Annotated in this window: 19 protein-coding genes; 13 read left to right on the forward strand and 6 right to left on the reverse strand. The window is 69.2% G+C overall.

Annotated features, from left to right (window positions below; genetic code table 11):
* Positions 1–30 precede the first annotated feature (30 nt).
* On the forward strand, positions 31–294 hold the full coding sequence (locus FVQ89_RS09695) for a DUF3039 domain-containing protein (RefSeq protein ID WP_147901759.1): 264 nt from the start codon (positions 31–33) through the stop codon (positions 292–294).
* On the opposite strand, the gene FVQ89_RS09700 is transcribed toward FVQ89_RS09695, so the two are convergent.
* The 3 genes from FVQ89_RS09700 to FVQ89_RS14605 form a co-directional block, all read right to left on the reverse strand.
* Positions 291–1,616 (reverse strand): nicotinate phosphoribosyltransferase, encoded by a 1,326-nt coding sequence (locus FVQ89_RS09700; RefSeq protein ID WP_147901760.1) that lies wholly within the window; start codon positions 1,614–1,616, stop codon positions 291–293. The two genes, FVQ89_RS09695 and FVQ89_RS09700, sit on opposite strands and share 4 nt — an antisense overlap.
* A 50-nt stretch (positions 1,617–1,666) precedes the next feature.
* Positions 1,667–2,095, reverse strand: coding sequence for a hypothetical protein (locus FVQ89_RS09705; RefSeq protein WP_147901761.1), 429 nt, complete (start codon positions 2,093–2,095; stop codon positions 1,667–1,669).
* 311 nt (positions 2,096–2,406) lie between these two features.
* Positions 2,407–2,937 (reverse strand): hypothetical protein, encoded by a 531-nt coding sequence (locus FVQ89_RS14605; RefSeq protein ID WP_255513537.1) that lies wholly within the window; start codon positions 2,935–2,937, stop codon positions 2,407–2,409.
* Between the two features lie 90 nt (positions 2,938–3,027).
* On the opposite strand from FVQ89_RS14605, the gene murI reads away from it, so the two are divergent.
* From murI to FVQ89_RS09735, 6 genes are all read left to right on the forward strand, one after another.
* Positions 3,028–3,876: a glutamate racemase gene (murI, locus tag FVQ89_RS09710; RefSeq protein ID WP_255513538.1), complete on the forward strand. Its 849-nt coding sequence runs from the start codon at positions 3,028–3,030 to the stop codon at positions 3,874–3,876.
* A gap of 34 nt (positions 3,877–3,910) precedes the next feature.
* A complete protein-coding gene (gene rph, locus FVQ89_RS09715; RefSeq protein WP_147901763.1) occupies positions 3,911–4,642 on the forward strand; it encodes a ribonuclease PH in 732 nt (243 codons plus the stop codon).
* On the forward strand, positions 4,639–5,217 hold the full coding sequence (gene rdgB / locus FVQ89_RS09720) for an RdgB/HAM1 family non-canonical purine NTP pyrophosphatase (protein ID WP_147901764.1): 579 nt from the start codon (positions 4,639–4,641) through the stop codon (positions 5,215–5,217). Before rph ends, rdgB begins: the two co-directional genes overlap by 4 nt.
* A 103-nt stretch (positions 5,218–5,320) precedes the next feature.
* Complete coding sequence (locus FVQ89_RS09725) at positions 5,321–6,250, forward strand: cation diffusion facilitator family transporter (protein ID WP_147901765.1); 930 nt, start codon at positions 5,321–5,323, stop codon at positions 6,248–6,250.
* The gene (locus FVQ89_RS09730) at positions 6,243–6,857 is read left to right on the forward strand and encodes a metal-dependent transcriptional regulator (RefSeq protein ID WP_147901766.1); all 615 of its coding nucleotides are present in this window, start codon (positions 6,243–6,245) and stop codon (positions 6,855–6,857) included. The genes FVQ89_RS09725 and FVQ89_RS09730 overlap by 8 nt, the downstream gene beginning before the upstream one ends.
* Before the next feature lie 113 nt (positions 6,858–6,970).
* Positions 6,971–8,170: an Nramp family divalent metal transporter gene (locus FVQ89_RS09735; RefSeq protein WP_255513611.1), complete on the forward strand. Its 1,200-nt coding sequence runs from the start codon at positions 6,971–6,973 to the stop codon at positions 8,168–8,170.
* A 48-nt stretch (positions 8,171–8,218) separates the two neighbouring features.
* On the opposite strand, the gene FVQ89_RS09740 is transcribed toward FVQ89_RS09735, so the two are convergent.
* Positions 8,219–8,968: a DedA family protein gene (locus tag FVQ89_RS09740; RefSeq protein ID WP_147902410.1), complete on the reverse strand. Its 750-nt coding sequence runs from the start codon at positions 8,966–8,968 to the stop codon at positions 8,219–8,221.
* A gap of 165 nt (positions 8,969–9,133) precedes the next feature.
* Between FVQ89_RS09740 and FVQ89_RS09745 the strand changes: the two genes are divergently transcribed.
* Positions 9,134–10,321 carry a glycoside hydrolase family 3 N-terminal domain-containing protein gene (locus FVQ89_RS09745; RefSeq protein WP_147901767.1) on the forward strand — a complete coding sequence of 396 codons (1,188 nt, stop codon included), beginning with the start codon at positions 9,134–9,136 and terminating at the stop codon, positions 10,319–10,321.
* Between the two features lie 14 nt (positions 10,322–10,335).
* Here the strand turns inward: FVQ89_RS09745 and FVQ89_RS09750 are convergent, their stop codons facing one another.
* Both FVQ89_RS09750 and FVQ89_RS09755 read right to left on the reverse strand, forming a co-directional pair.
* Positions 10,336–10,614: a hypothetical protein gene (locus FVQ89_RS09750; RefSeq protein WP_147901768.1), complete on the reverse strand. Its 279-nt coding sequence runs from the start codon at positions 10,612–10,614 to the stop codon at positions 10,336–10,338.
* 89 nt (positions 10,615–10,703) lie between these two features.
* Entirely contained in the window at positions 10,704–11,744 is a 1,041-nt protein-coding gene (locus FVQ89_RS09755) for an App1 family protein (RefSeq protein WP_147901769.1), read from the reverse strand.
* A 119-nt stretch (positions 11,745–11,863) separates the two neighbouring features.
* Between FVQ89_RS09755 and FVQ89_RS09760 the strand changes: the two genes are divergently transcribed.
* The 5 genes from FVQ89_RS09760 to FVQ89_RS09780 all read left to right on the forward strand — a co-directional run bounded on the left by FVQ89_RS09760 (position 11,864) and on the right by FVQ89_RS09780 (position 15,744).
* A complete protein-coding gene (locus FVQ89_RS09760; RefSeq protein WP_255513539.1) occupies positions 11,864–12,472 on the forward strand; it encodes a TetR/AcrR family transcriptional regulator in 609 nt (202 codons plus the stop codon).
* Between the two features lie 117 nt (positions 12,473–12,589).
* Positions 12,590–13,411, forward strand: coding sequence for an ABC transporter ATP-binding protein (locus FVQ89_RS09765; protein ID WP_147901770.1), 822 nt, complete (start codon positions 12,590–12,592; stop codon positions 13,409–13,411).
* Positions 13,408–14,094, forward strand: coding sequence for an ABC transporter permease (locus FVQ89_RS09770; protein ID WP_147901771.1), 687 nt, complete (start codon positions 13,408–13,410; stop codon positions 14,092–14,094). The genes FVQ89_RS09765 and FVQ89_RS09770 overlap by 4 nt, the downstream gene beginning before the upstream one ends.
* Positions 14,091–14,831, forward strand: coding sequence for an ABC transporter permease (locus FVQ89_RS09775; RefSeq protein ID WP_147901772.1), 741 nt, complete (start codon positions 14,091–14,093; stop codon positions 14,829–14,831). Before FVQ89_RS09770 ends, FVQ89_RS09775 begins: the two co-directional genes overlap by 4 nt.
* A 4-nt stretch (positions 14,832–14,835) precedes the next feature.
* A complete protein-coding gene (locus FVQ89_RS09780; protein WP_147901773.1) occupies positions 14,836–15,744 on the forward strand; it encodes an ABC transporter substrate-binding protein in 909 nt (302 codons plus the stop codon).
* The last annotated feature ends 20 nt before the right edge of the window (positions 15,745–15,764 follow it).

Raw genomic sequence — 15,764 nt, forward strand, 5'->3', positions numbered from 1 at the left:
CGGGGGCGCGTTCGCACGTAATCTGGGCGTATGAGCGATGTGGATGCGGATCGGGTCGGCGGCGGCACGGATGTGTTGGACCGTGAGCTCGAGAAGCTTCTCGAGGGGGAGCTGACGGAGGATGGCGAGCACGATCGCTTCGCGCACTACGTGAAGAAGGACAAGATCGTGGAGTCCGCGGTGACGGGTAAGCCTGTGCGCGCTCTGTGCGGCAAGAAGTGGGTGCCGGGCCGCGATCCGTCGAAGTTCCCGGTGTGCCCGGATTGCAAGAAGATCTACGAGGCGTTGATCTAGCTGCCGCTGGGCGTGCCCTGCTCGATGTAGCGGGTGGGGATCGCGGGTTCTCCGCGGGAGAGCCGTCGGGCGTCGTCGGGGAGTTCGGTGATGGCGCGGGCGTGGTGTTCGCGGGCGTTGGTGACGCCTTCAGGGCCGAGTGCGGTTGGTTCCGGTGCGCCGTGGCGGACGAGCTCGGTGTGGAGGGCGCGTCCCGTTTCGGGGGTGATGCCGGTGGGTGCGGCGTCGATGTGGATGTCTTCGGAGGTCGCGGTGCCGTCGCGGAGTGCGCGGACGGGGTGCTTGCGTCCGCCGACGGTGGCTTTGCCTTCGGAGGTCTTGCCGACGCTCTTCCAGGTGCCGTCGGGGTCGTGCCGGGCGACGAGTTTGTAGACCATTCCTGCGGCGGGGGCGCCGGATCCGGTGACGAGTGAGGTGCCGACTCCGTAGGCGTCGACGGGTGCGGATGCGAGGGCGGCGATGGCGTGTTCGTCGAGGTCGTTGGTGACGGTGATGCGGGTGTCGGTCGCGCCGAGCCGGTCGAGTTGTCGGCGGACGTCGCGCACGACGACTCCGAGGTCGCCGGAGTCGATGCGGACGGCGCCGAGACGGGTGCCTGCCGCGCGGACGGCGTTCTCGACTCCTTGCCGGATGTCGTAGGTGTCGACGAGCAGGGTGGTTTCGGGCCCGAGGCTCGCGACTTGGGCGGCGAACGCTTCCTCTTCGGTGGGGAAGAGCAGGGTGAACGCGTGGGCGGCGGTGCCCATGGTGGGCACGCCCCATCGGCGTCCTGCTTCGAGGTTGGAGGTGGCGGCGAATCCGGCGATGTAGGCGGCGCGTGCGGCGGCGATGGCGGAGTGTTCGCCGGTGCGTCGGGATCCCATTTCTGAGAGGGGTCGGCCTTGGGCGGCGGAGACCATGCGGGCGGCGGCGCTTGCGACGGCGGTGTCGTAGTTGAGGATCGAGAGCGCGAGGGTTTCGATCACGACACCTTGGGCGAACCCGGATTCGACGACGAGCAGGGGGGAGCCGGGGAAGTACAGCTCACCTTCGCGGTATCCGCGAATATTGCCGCTGAACTGGTACGCCTCGAGCCAGTCGAGGCCTTCGGCGGAGACCACGTTGTTGCGTTTCAGCCAGCCGAGTTCGTCGGCGGTGAATCGGAAGTCGTGGATCGCGTCGAGGAGGCGCCCGATCCCTGCGACGACGCCGTAGCGGCGCCCGTCGGGGAGTCGTCGCGCGAAGAGCTCGAAGACGGCGGGGCGTTCGGCGACGCCTGCACGGAGGGCCGCGTCGATCATGGTGAGTTCGTATCGGTCGGTGTGCAGCGCCGTCGACGTCATGGTGTTCAGCGTAGGGCGCGAGGTGGGGGGCTGAGGTTGCGGCGGCGGTGTCAGCACCCGGGTCCGGTTGGGGTTCGACGGCAGTCACGGTCGACGAGGACGGTGTCGGCCCGGACGATGGTGACCGTGGTGGGTGGCGCGGTTCGGGTGAGGGTGCCGGCGATCGGTACGAAGCGTCCTCCGTCGAGTCGGTACTCGACGTGGTACCCGATCTCGAGTCGAACATTTACGGTTGCCGGTTTTCGGTAGGTGTGGCTCGTCGGGGTCGCGGTGAATTCGGCCTGCTGGAGGCGTTGCCAGCTCGTGCCCGCGGTGCTCGTGGTGCGGCTGGTGTCGTCGCCGTAGTCCCAAGTGAACCTTGTGGGGGTGAATCGGACCTCGGCGGGCAGGTCGAGCAGCGTGCCGGATACCGTGACGGGCCGCGGATCCGCGTGGAAGTTCGCAGGGAGCCCCGCTACCGCCCAACCGTCGGGTTCCATCCCGATCCCGGCTGGGGTCGGACGGAATCGCGCGACATCCGCGAGCGAGATGGTGACGACTTCATAGCCGTCCCGAGGGGTGCACAGGTCGGCTTGCCGAAGCTCCTCAGCACACTCCGGTTCGGGACCAATCTCGGAATCGTCCTCCTGCGGGCGCCCAGGAGAGGGCGGGCCGTTCTCGCGGCCATCGAGGACGGCATCGTCGTCCTCGATTGTGCCGGTTATGACGCAAGAGCCCTCGCGTGCGTCCGCGAGTTCACATGTGTTTCCTCCAGAAGCAGCCGAGATCCCTAATAGCAGAATGAGGGCGGTCAGCATACGGGGCTCTGCTCCCATACGTCCTTGCGGACAATGCGCAGGTTGTCGGCCACGTCGAACTCGACAACATAGGGGATTCGCTCAACACGCTCAGGTTTGACGACCGACTGCCCGTCGGGGCCCAAGAGATCGGTTTGAGATACGTCGTCGCACGCGTACACCGAGATGATCGATGCGCCATGTTCGGCGAATGTCAATTCAAACGTCGTCGTGCCAATACCCGTGAGTCGTCGTGCGGCGACTCGCTGGAAGCCCTCGAGCTCTCGTTCAAAGACTTCTGCGCTTACAAGCTCCCGCAGTCTCTCCGCATCTCTGCCGCCGTCCGCAAAGATCGCGTCAGCCGTCGCGAGGTACTTCCCATACGCCTTCTCCGCGGCGGCGAGAGCGTCGGCATCCGTCGCGAACGCGGGTGGGGGACTGCTGCTCGGAGGTTCGACTGGTGGCTCGGTGCAGGCGACGAGGGCGAGAAGGAGGACGGCGGCGAGAGGCACGACGGTGTTCCGTGTGGTGGTGGGGTGGTGCATCCGGTCACCCTAGGGAAGGGCGAAACCCGTCGAGGCTGCTTGTCCACAGGGCGGCCGGGTGCCCGCGCGGCGCGGGTACGCTGGTTGCTCGTGACCGTTCCCGTCCCCACCGATGCGCCGCTCGGCGTCTTCGACTCGGGGGTCGGGGGGCTCACGGTGGCACGCGCCATCATCGACCAGCTGCCGCACGAGGCGATCCTCTACGTGGGCGACACGGCTAATTCGCCCTACGGCCCGAAGCCGATCGCCGACGTGCGCGCATATGCCCTCGCCGTGATGGACGACCTCGTGGCACAGGGTGTGAAGGCGCTCGTGATCGCGTGCAACACCGCGTCGGCGGCAGTTCTTCGCGATGCCCGTGAGCGCTACACCGTTGGCGCGGGCATCCCGGTGGTGGAGGTCATCCAGCCGGCAGTGCGCGCCGCGGTGCGCGCCACGCGCAACGGTCGCGTCGGCGTGATCGGCACCGAGGGCACCATCCAGTCGCGCGCCTACGACGACGCCTTCGCCGCTGCTCAGGGGCTCGAGCTCGTGAGTCGGGCCTGCCCGCGCTTCGTCGAGTTCGTCGAGGCGGGCGTCACGAGCGGTCCGGAGCTCTTCGCGGTGGCGCAGGAGTACCTGAGCCCGCTCATCGAAGCGGACGTCGACACGCTCGTGCTCGGCTGCACCCACTATCCGCTCATGTCCGCCGCGATCCAGTACGTGATGGGGCCCGGGGTGCGGCTCGTGTCGAGCGCCGAGGAGACCGCGGCCGACGTGTACCGCACGCTCGTGAGTCACGGCATTGAAAGCGGTCCCGACCGCCGCCCCGTGCACCGCTTCGAGTCGACCGGCGACGACGAAGGCGCCTTCCGCACGCTCGCCGCCCGGTTCCTCGGGCCCGAGGTGCGCCACGTCGAGAGCTTTCCGACCGGGACGATCCGCGTCCCCGGTATCTGACCTCACCCCGACCGCATCCGCAGGAGGAGCCCGCATGACCGACACCCGCACCGACGGACGCACACCCGACCAGCTCCGCCCCGTCACCATCGAACGCGGCTGGAGTGCGCAGGCCGAGGGCTCGGCGCTCGTCTCCTTCGGGAACACGAAGGTGCTGTGCACGGCGAGCTTCACGAACGGCGTCCCGCGCTGGCTAATGGGCAAGGGCAAGGGCTGGGTGACCGCCGAGTACGCGATGCTGCCGCGGTCCACGAACGAGCGTATGGACCGCGAGTCGGTGAAGGGGCGCATCGGCGGCCGTACCCACGAGATCTCGCGCCTCATCGGCCGCAGCCTCCGCGCCGTGATCGACACCAAGGCGCTCGGCGAGAACACGATCGTCATCGACTGCGACGTGCTGCAGGCCGACGGCGGCACCCGCACGGCCGCCATCACCGGCGCATACGTGGCCCTCGCGGATGCGGTCGCGTGGGGGCGCGAGAAGGGCTTCATCGGCAAGAACGCGAAGGCGCTCATCGACACGGTCTCGGCCGTGAGTGTCGGCATCATCGACGGCACCCCGATGCTCGACCTCGCCTACGTGGAGGACGTGCGCGCCGAGACCGACATGAACGTCGTCGTCACCGGTCGCGGGCTCTTCGTCGAGGTGCAGGGCACCGCCGAGGGCGCCCCCTTCGATCGCCGCGAGCTCGACTCGCTGCTCGACCTCGCCCTCGCAGGCAACGTCGAGCTGGCCCGTATCCAGACGGAGGCGCTCGGCTCGTGACGGTGTTCGTGCTCGCCACCCACAACGCGCACAAGGTCGAAGAGCTGCGACGCATTCTCGGTGAGCGTCTCGGCCCGCACGAGCTCGTCGCGTACGACGGACCCGAGCCCGTCGAGGACGGCGACACCTTCGAGGCGAACGCCCTCATCAAGGCCCGCGCCGCCTTCGCGCATACGGGCCTGCCTGCGATCGCCGACGACTCGGGGATCGCCGTGCGAGCGCTCGGCGGGGCACCGGGCATCCACTCCGCGCGGTACGCGGGAACCCGGGATGACGCCGACAACTACCGCCTGCTGCTCGCGAACCTGCAGGGCGCGACCGACCGTGCCGCCGAGTTCGTCTGCGCCGCGGCCCTCGTCGACGGCGAGCGCGAGCTCACGGTGCGGGGCAGCTGGCCGGGCGACGTGCTCGACGCGCCACGAGGCGACCACGGATTCGGCTACGACCCCGTCTTCCGCCCCGCGGGGCTCGAGATCTCGTCGGCCGAGCTCACCGCAGACCAGAAGAACGCCACGAGCCACCGGGCGCGGGCCTTCGGGGAGCTCGTGGTCCACATCCGCGAGCTCTACGGCTGACGCGCGGCCGCTCATGGCCGTCGTGCTGAGAACGATCGTGAGCAGCATTCCCGAGAACGACACGCGCGGTGCTCGCCGCCCCACGCGGCCTTAGCCTGGAACGGTGGGAGCAGGACACGATCACGGCAGCGCGCTCGACGCGCGACGTGCGGGCGACCGCGTGCGCCTGCGGGTGGCGCTCTGCATCGTCGTTGTCGTGCTCGTCGCGGAGGTCGTCGGGGCAGCCCTCACCGGCTCGCTCGCCCTCCTGGCCGATGCCGGCCATATGGCATCCGACGCGATCGGCCTGATCGTCGCGCTCGTCGCGAGCGGCATCGCGGCTCGTCCGGCGACCGATCGGCACACCTACGGCTTCCGCCGGGTAGAGGTGCTGGCCGCACTCGTGAACGGCGTGCTGCTGACCGTGCTGGCGGTCACGATCGGCATCGAGGCCATTCGGCGGCTTCTCCCCGCGGAGGAGGCGCAGGTCGACGCGGCTCCGATGCTCGCCGTCGCGATCCTGGGACTTGTCGCGAATCTCGTCGCCCTGCTCGTACTGCGCGGAGGCGACCGCAGCTCGCTCAACATGCGCGGCGCGATCCTCGAGGTGGTCGGCGATCTTCTCGGCTCGGTTGCGGCGATCGCAGCCGCCATCGTGATCCTCGCAACCGGATTCGCGGGCGCTGACGCCCTTGCGTCCCTTGCGATCGCGTTGCTCATCGCGCCGCGCGCGGTGCTGCTGCTGCGCGACGTGATGCGAGTGCTCACCGAGTCGGCGCCCCGCGAGACCGACGTTCAGCAGATCCGCCGCCACATCGAGGCGGATCCGGCGGTGGTCGCGGTGCACGACGTGCACATCTGGACCATCACCTCCGGCTCGCCGGTGTTCACCGCGCACGTCGTAGTGGAGCCGGACGTGCTCGTGCGAGGCGAGGTGGGCGAGGTGCTCGATCGTCTCGGAGGCTGCCTCGCCGGCCACTTCGACGTGGCGCACTCGACCTTCCAGATCGAGCCCCACGGGCACGCCGAGCGCGAGGAGCACGCACATCGCTAGACACGCCTCGACCGCCGTCGAGGACTACCTGAAGTCGATCTATGGCCACACCGAGTGGCAGGACGCCCCGATCACCGGTACGCAGCTCGCGGCGCGACTCGGTGTGGTCCCGTCGACCGTCACCGAGATGGTGAAGAAGCTCGCGGCGCTGGGGCTCGTGCGACATGCGCCGTACGGCGCCATCACCCTCACCGACGAGGGGCTCTCTCAGGCCCTGCGGATGGTGCGGCGGCATCGCCTCGTGGAGACCTGGCTCGTGGAGGGTTTCGGCTACACCTGGGACGAGGTGCACGACGAAGCCGAGGTTCTCGAGCACGCGCTGAGCGATCGCCTGCTCGAGGCGATCGACGCGCAGCTCGGTCATCCGCTGCGCGACCCGCACGGCGACCCGATCCCCGACTCGAGCGGCCGGGTCGTCCAGCCGGATGCTGTGCTCGCGTCGCAGCTCGCCGCCGATGCTGCGGGCCGCGTGGCGCGCATCAGCGACCGTGATCCGGAGGTATTGCGCCGGATCGACGCCGACGGCATCGGGCTCGACACGGTCGTCGTCGTGGGGGAGCTCCCGCAGGGCGCGGCGGAAGCCGTCTGGGTCGTCCCGGTCGGTTGATTTCGGTATACCGAAAAATCTCGTAGGATCTCAAGGGCACCATCCCTGCGAGGCAATCTGTGACCCCTCCCGTCGACACGACCGACCGAACGCGCGCTCGCGCCCGTGCAGGAATCGGCGGCGCGCTCGGTCCCGCGATGGTGGCCGGAGTCGCCTACCTCGACCCCGGCAACGTCGCGAGCAACGCCAGTGCCGGTGCCGCCTACGGCTACCTGCTGGTGTGGGTGGTCGTGCTCGCCAACGTGATGGCGTGGCTCGTGCAATACCTCTCCGCGAAGCTCGGCATCGTCACGGGCCGCAGCCTGCCCGCGCTCCTGGGGGAGCGCTTCCGCTCGCGGGGCGCCCGCTACGCCTACTGGATTCAGGCCGAGCTCGTGGCGATGGCCACCGACATCGCCGAGGTGATCGGCGGCGCGATCGCGCTCAACCTTCTCTTCGGGCTGCCGCTGCCTCTCGGCGGCGCGATCACGGGGGTCGTCTCGATCGTCCTGCTCGCCCTCCACAGTCGCCGGGGGCCGGGGATCTTCGAACGGGTCGTCATCGGAATGGTCACGATCATCGCGATCGGATTCTGCGCGGGTCTTCTCGTCGCACCCGTCGATCCGGGCGCGGCGATCGGCGGTCTCGTTCCACGGTTCGCGGACGCGGGTTCGGTGCTGCTCGCGGCCTCCATCCTCGGCGCGACCGTCATGCCGCACGCGATCTACGCCCATTCCGCACTCACCCGCGACCGCTTCGGGCGCGTCGACGAGGGTCCGGAGCGACGTCGCATCCTTCGCGCGACCAGGATCGACGTGACCATCGCTCTCGCGATCGCGGGATCCGTGAACCTCGGCATCCTGCTGCTCGCCGCGGCGACCCTCCCCGGCGTGGCGGGCACCGACACGCTCGAGGGCGCGCATGCGGCACTCGCGGCGGCTCTCGGCGGGGGAATCGCGACACTCTTCGCGGTGGGCTTGCTGGCGTCGGGACTCGCCTCGGCATCCGTAGGCGCCTACGCGGGCGCGGAGATCATGTCGGGGCTCCTCCGGGTGCGCCTGCCGCTCATCGTGCGCCGCCTCGTCACCCTCGTGCCGGCGCTCGTGCTCCTCGCGGTCGGCGCGCCGCCGACCTTCGCGCTGGTGCTCAGCCAGGTGGTGCTGTCGTTCGGCATCCCGTTCGCGCTCGTGCCCCTCGTGCGGCTCACGACGCGTCGCGAACTCATGGGCGACGCGGTCAACGGTCGCGTCACTACGGCGCTCGCCGTCGTCGCGGCGGTGCTGCTGATCGGACTCAACGCCACGTTGCTCGTGCTCGTCGCGACCGGCGCCTGATCAGACGGACGCTCGATCAGACGGACGCCTGATCAGGCGGACGCTCGATCAGTCGTCGAGCACCTGGGGGTCGATCGCGGCCTGCTCGTCGGTGAGCGGCTCGACGCCCGCGGCGCGGGCCCGGCGGGCCTTCACGAGCGACTGGACGTAGTGGAACACCGTGGGGATCACCGCGAGGGCGATCGCCAGCAGCAGGATGATGTCGATGTAGTCGACGACGAAGTCGGCGAGCGGCGGGATGTAGCCGAGGATGAACCCGGCGAACGTGAGCCCCGCGCCCCAGATGAAAGCGCCGACCGCGTTGTACAGGGAGTATCGCTTGTAGTTCATGTGGCCGACGCCCGCTGCGACCGGCGCGAAGGTGCGTACGATCGGAACGAATCGCGCGAGCACGATGGCGAGCGGGCCCCACTTCGTGAGGAAGGCGTTCGTGCGAACGACGTTCTCCTTCGAGAAGAGGCCGCTCTCCTTCCGCTCGAAGATCCGCGGGCCCGCCTTGTGGCCGATCAGATAGCCGACTTCGCCACCGAGGAATGCCGCGAAGGCGATCGCGAGGCACACCACCCAGATCGGGATCTGGATGCCGGTGCCCTCCGCCGTCATCGTGCCCGTGAACGTCAGGAGCCCCGTGATGACGAGCAGGGTGTCGCCGGGGAGGATGAAGCCGACGAGCAGGCCGGTCTCCGCGAACACGATGAGGCACACCACGAGGAGAGCCCACGGTCCCGCCGACACGATGATCGCGTGAGGATCGAGCCACGGAACGAGCGCCGTCGGAGCGGCTGCGATGAGGGCCATCAGGGAGGTGGTGAAAGGCACGCGGGATTCTCCTGTGCGTCGGTCGCAGGGCGATCGGCGGGTGTCCCGTTCAGAGTAGCGGGCGGACAGCATCCGAACCTGGGGGTTCACCCCCGCTTCATTGGGCAGCGGACCGGCGACGCACGACGGGACTACCCTCGGGGGATGCCCCGGCGCACCATCGGCTTGCTCGTCACGGGCGCCCTTGCACTGGCGCTCGCGGCCTGCGCGCAGCCGGCGGAAGTCTCCACCGAGCCCCCGCACGGGTGGGCGGCCGCCGCACCCGCGGAACCCGTTGACCCGGTCGTCGAGTACGCCGAGGCGCGGCTCGCCGACATGAGCGTGCGAGAGCGGGCGGCGAGCGTCCTCCTGATCCATGTACCGGGCACGGATCCCGCCACGCTCCGAGATCGCGTCGCCTCGAGCGGCGTGGCCGGGGTGATCCTCATGGGCGACAACACCGCGGACTCGGTCGCCACGACGCGCGCGCTCACCGCCGGACTTGCAACCGACTCCGGCCTTCCTCCTCTGAGTGCGATCGACCAGGAGGGTGGAATCGTCGCCCGGCTGCCCGACCCGGGGCCATCCGCGCGTGCGCTCGCCGGGCTCCCGGTGGACGACACCCGGACCGCCTTCGCGGATCGGGCGCGTCTCGTCGCGGACGCCGGGGTCGACATCAACTTCGGGATCGTCGCCGACGTGACGGGTGATCCGACGTCGTTCCTCGCCCCCCGCGTGTTCGGGGGAGACACGGATGCCGTGTCCGCCCGCGTCGCCGCCGCGGTGGAGGGGGAGCAGGGCATCGTGCTTTCGACGCTCAAGCACTTCCCGGGACACGGTGGCGCCCCGGGCGACTCCCACCGCCTCATCCCGCAGAGTGCGATGAGTCTTGCGAAGTGGCGAACGGACGAGGCGCCCCCGTTCGAAGCCGGCATCGCGGCGGGGGCCGAGCTCGTGATGATGGGGCACCTGCGCTACACGGCTGTCGACGACGCGCCCGCGAGCCTGTCGCCGGCCTGGTACGGCATCTTGCGCGATGAGCTCGAGTTCGAGGGCGTCGCGGTGACCGACGACCTGTCGATGCTTCAGGCATCCGGAGAGTCGGATCTCGTCGATCCGGTGAGCAACGGCGTGACGGCGCTGGAGGCGGGCGCGGACCTCTTGCTCTATGTGGGACCGATCGACACGGGCGCCTTCGCGGCGCGGGTCGCCCAGGAGGTCGAGCGCGGGTCGCTTCCCCTGTCGCGGCTCGACGACGCCGCACTGAGGGTGCTCGAGCTGCGGCGTGCGGAATCGGCATCGGACGCGCCCTACGTGCGGTGTCGCGACGTGTGCGCCCTCGCCGCGAGCTGACCGGTCGGGCCGGGTCAGTCGAGCGGAAGCGTCTCCAGCTGAACGTCGACCTCTGTGCCTGCGTCGTCGGTGGTCACGGCCGACGCGGGCGCGATCCCGAGCCCGGTGGACGGCTGAAGCACCGCAACGCCGGTGATGGAGGCGACTCCCGCACCCGCGACGAGCGCGATGGAGGCGATGCCGCGGCGCACGTCGAGTCGCCTCGTGCGGGCGAGGCTCGCCACGGCGAGTGCGACGCCGACGACGGCTGCCGCGGCGAGCGCGACGATCACAGCCGACAACAGGGATGACATGCCGATGTCTTTCGGGTGGGGGGAGCCGACCGGGGAGTCGGCAGCAGGGGTTCGCTCACGCTAGCAGCCGACCCGCCACGCCACAACGGTTACGAGCGCGGCGCCGTGACGAGGCCGAGCCCCGCGAGCTGCTCCGCGAGTTCCGCGCCGTCTGCGCCGTAGACCCACGGCACGTCTCCGCCGTGCGGGTACTTCGGAGCGCGTCCGCCAGCGAACACCGCCTCGCCCGCCGTCAGCTGACGAATCGCGACGGCGGCGACCGACGTGGGATGCGCCCTCGCGAACTCCGCGTACCGCGTCTCGTCATGCTGCCCGTCGTCACCGAAGAGCAGCCAACGCATGCTGGGGAACTCGACGGCCAGGCGAAGCAGGCTCGCCTTCTTGTGCTCCTGCCCACTGCGGAACCAGCGCTCGGGCGTCGGGCCCCAGTCGGTGAGGAGGAAAGTGCCGCGCGGGTAGAGGTTGCGCGACAGGAAGCGGTCGAAGCTCAGAACCGTGTTCCAGGCGCCCGTCGACAGGTAGACGACGGGGGAACCCGGATGCGCGGTGACGAGCCGGTCGTACAGCACCGCCATGCCCGGCACCGGACGCCGGGCGTGCTCGTTCACCACGAACGTGTTCCAGGCCGCGAGAAACGGGTGAGGCAGCGCCGTGACCATGACGGTGTCGTCGATGTCGGAGATGATGCCGAAGTCGACCTTCTCATCCACGATGAACAAGGGAGTCTCGATCGCGTCCGAACCGTCGAGTGTGAGGAGCGCTGAAGTCCAGCCGGGCTCGACCGGCGCCTCGACGCGCGCGTCGATGACGCCTCCGCGGTCGGCGCGGATCGTGTGCTCCTCGTTGCCCACCCGCACGCGGATCTCGGCGTCACGCACGGGGATGCTCGTGAAGCTGCGCCAGCCGCGGATGCTCGTGTAGCGGTCGGGCATCCGGCGCCCCGGGCGCACGAGCACGACGCGACCGAGCACGCGGATCCAGCCGTCTCCGCCGTATCCGGGGTAGGGGACGATGGTCGGTACGAGGCCGCGTCGCCGTCCGCGTCGCTCGCGGAACCGGTGGAGCGCATCCTCGATCCGGGCCGCCAGGTGGAGCGGCGCGCGCTCGGCATCGGGGTCGGCGGAATCCACTGCTCAAGTGTGTCATGGTGTCGTTCAGCAGCATTCAGGGATTCCAGGTCTAGAATCTCCGGCGAGACGAGGAGACCCCCGTGCCCGAAACCCTCATGGAAACAAACGAGCACCCCGCGATGCTCATTCGCAACGAACCGGTGCAGGCGCGGAGCACCGCGCGGCTGGCGGCTCTGCTCGACGCGGCCGCCAAGGTAGTCGCCGAGATCGGCTACGAGCGCTTGACCACGGCGATGGTCGCCGATGGCGCTGGCGCGTCGATCGGCACCGTCTACCGGTACTTCCCCGACCGCATCGCGGTGCTGCAGAGTCTTGCGGCGCGCAACGAGGAGCGAGCGACCGCGCGCGTTCTCGAGGGAGTGTCCGACCCGTCGCACGGCGACTGGCTCGATGCGCTGACCTCGACATTCGATGCGTTCGTGGAGTGCTTCCGCTCGGAGCCGGGCTTCGCCTCGCTGCGGCTCGGCGACGTGCTCGACCTGCGTCCGTCGGAGGGCACGCCGCGCAACTCGGTGATGGCCGCGACGATCCACGAGGCGATCTACGCCCGCTTCGGTGGCCCGGCGCTCGACACGCGCGGAGCGTTCGAGCTGGCGATCGAGGCGACCGATGCGCTCGTCGCGCGCGCCTTCGCCCGCGATCCGCAGGGCGATCCCGAGCGTCTGGACCTTGCGCGCCGGGCTGTCGGCGCCATCTTCCGCGAGTACGTGGAGCTTCCGCCCCGCTGATCGCGGCGCATCGAGCGCCCATTACCCTGACGATCTCATCCGACTCCAGCGTCGGTGGCCCGTTTTACGGTTGAGTGGTTACGGACCTGACAGGTTTCGGATCGGCGAGGGGTGGCGATGATCGAGTTCCGAGGTGTGACGAAGCGGTTCCCCGAGGGGACGCTCGCGGTCGACGATTTCAGTCTCGTGATCCCGGCCCGCACGACGACGGTTTTCGTCGGATCCTCCGGCTGCGGCAAGACGACGCTTCTGCGCATGATCAATCGGATGGTCGAGCCGACTGCGGGCGACATCGAGATCGACGGCGAGAGCATCCGCGACCGCGATCCGGTGAAGCTACGGCGGAGCATCGGCTACGTCATGCAGAACGGCGGCCTGCTTCCGCACCTGAAGGTCATCGACAACGTCGCGACCGTTCCCGTGCTGAACGGGGTGTCGCGCCGAGTCGCTCGTGAGCGGGCCGCTGAGCTCCTCGACATCGTCGGGCTCGATCGCGGCCTGGCCGAGCGGTATCCGAATCAGCTCTCGGGGGGTCAGCAGCAGCGTGTGGGCGTTGCTCGCGGCCTTGCGGCCGATCCCAACATCCTGTTGATGGATGAGCCTTTCGGTGCCGTCGATCCGATCGTGCGGGCAGAGCTGCAGCAAGAGACCATGCGGCTGCAGCACGATCTGCACAAGACGATCGTCTTCGTCACCCATGACATCGACGAGGCCTTCTTGCTCGGGGATCAGGTGGTGATCCTCGAGAAGGGCGCGCGTGTGGCTCAGGTGGGATCGCCGTCCGAGATCCTCGAAGCCCCGGCGAACGACTTCGTCGCGTCTTTCGTGGGGATCGACCGGGGCACGCGGGCGCTGCGCCGCAAGCGCACAGCAAATGGCACCGTGCTGGTCGATTCCTCCGGTCGGGCCCAGGGTGTCCTGGTGGACGAGGACACATGACCTGGGTTCTGGGGAACCTCGATCTCATCGCCGGGCTCGCACTGGAGCATCTGCGGCAGTGCATTCTGCCGATTCTGCTCGGCTTCGCCATCGCGATCCCGCTCGGGTGGGTCGCCCACAGGTACCGCCTCACGCGCGGCCTGCTTCTCACGGTCATCGGGCTGCTCTACACGATCCCGTCGCTCGCGCTCCTCGTCGTCATCCCGAGCGTGCTGGGTGTCGGCTATCTCTCTGAGACCAACCTCGTGATCGCCTTGACGATCTACGCGGTCGCCATCATGACCCGCACGATGTCCGACGCGCTCGGTTCGGTCGACGCCGACGTCAAGCAAGCGGCCACGGCGATCGGATACGGCGGATGGCGCCGGTTCTGGTCGGTGGAGTTCCCCCTCGCGGGGCCCGTCATGCTCGCGGGCCTGCGCGTTACCGCGGTCTCGACGATCGCCCTCGCGACGGTCGGCATCCTCATCGGGGTCGACAATCTCGGCTATCTCTTCACGAACGGCCTTCAGCGGCGGATCGTGCCCGAGGTGCTCGCGGGCGTCGTCGCGGTCACGGTGATCGCGCTCATCGTCGACGGACTCCTCGTGCTCGCCGGGCGCATGCTCATGCCCTGGGCGCCCCGCCGCCGCAGTCGTCGCACCGAGGCGCGGATGGCGGTCCGGGCGGAGGCGACCGCATGAACCTCTTCGCCGATGCGATCGCGTGGCTCTTCACCGAGAGCCTCGACTCGTCGCTCCCGCTCCCCGAGGCGATCGCCCAGCATCTCGGCTACACCTTCGTCTCGGTGCTCATCGCGGCCGCGATCGCCGTGCCCCTCGGGTGGGCGATCGGGCACACGGGTCGTGGTCGCGAGGTCGCCGTCGCCGTATCGGGAGCGGCGCGCGCGATCCCCTCATTCGGACTGCTCGTGTTGCTCGTGCTGCTGATCGGGGTGCTCCACAAGCCCGAGGCGGCCACGATCGCGTTCGTATTGCTCGCGATCCCCTCGATTCTCGCGGGTGCGTACTCGGGCATCGAGGCCATCGATCGCCGCGTCATCGACGCGGGGCGCGCCATGGGCATGACCGAATGGCAGATCCTGTGGCGCATCGAGGTGCCGCTCGGGCTTCCCCTCCTCATCGGAGGGCTCCGTTCGGCGACGCTGCAGGTGGTCGCGACGGTCGCGATCGCCGCCTACGTCAACCTCGGCGGCCTCGGCTTCTACATCATCCAGGGCGTGCAGCTGCGCGCCTTCGACCAGATCCTGGGTGGAGCGTTGGTCATCATCGCGCTCGCCCTCATTCTCGACGGGATGTTCGCACTTCTGCAGCACCTCGTCGTGCCGCGCGGCGTGACCGCGACGCGCATCGATGACTCCCTGACGGCGCCCACGAGGCGGCGTCCGGCGGTCGCACCCATTCCCACTGAGGAGAGATAGAGAAATGAGCACAGCACGCACTGGTCGCCTCGCGGCCATCGGCGCGATCGCCGCCTCCGCGGCGCTTGTCCTGGCAGGTTGCTCGACGGGCGACCCGCTCGACTCGGGCGATGGCTCGAACGACGCCGGCACCATCGTGGTCGGCTCGCAGGCGTACTACTCGAACGAGATCATCGCCGAGATCTACGCACAGGCCCTCGAGGGCGCTGGGTTCGACGTGGAGCGGAACTTCAACATCGGGCAGCGTGACGCCTACCTTCCGGCGCTCGAGTCGGGTGAGGTCGATCTCTTCCCGGAGTACACCGGCAACCTCCTGCAGTTCTACGACCCCGAGACCGAGGCGACCACCTCGGACGACGTCTACGCGGCGCTGAAGGACGCGCTTCCGGACGGCTTGACCGTGCTCGACCAGTCGCCCGCGACCGACCAGGACTCCTACAACGTGACGTCGGCATTCGCCGATGAGTACGAGGTGAACTCGCTCGCCGACCTGGCGGCTCTCGACATCCCGCTCACGATCGGCGGGCCGCCGGAGCTCGAGGAGCGCCCGTACGGTCCGTCCGGGCTCGAGAGCAAGTACGGTCTGACGGTCTCGTTCGAGGCCACCGGTGACACCACGGTCGAAGACCTGGTCGCGGGCACGATCGACATGGGCAACGTCTACAGCGCCGACCCGCGGATCCAGACCGAGGGCCTTGTCACCCTCGCCGATCCCGAGGGGCTGTTCCTCGCCTCGAACGTGGTGCCGCTCGTCAACGCGGACATCGCCGACGAGGTCGCGGATGTCATCAACGCGGTGAGCGCGGCGCTCACGCCTCAGGGGCTGGTGGCGCTCAACGTGCAGTCGACGGTCGACGAGATGTCGTCTGCCGACATCGCGTCGAAGTGGCTGTCCGACCAGGGACTCGCCTGACCTCGGCAGCACCCAACGCC

This window comes from Homoserinibacter sp. GY 40078, assembly GCF_008017545.1.
GTDB lineage: Bacteria > Actinomycetota > Actinomycetes > Actinomycetales > Microbacteriaceae > Homoserinibacter.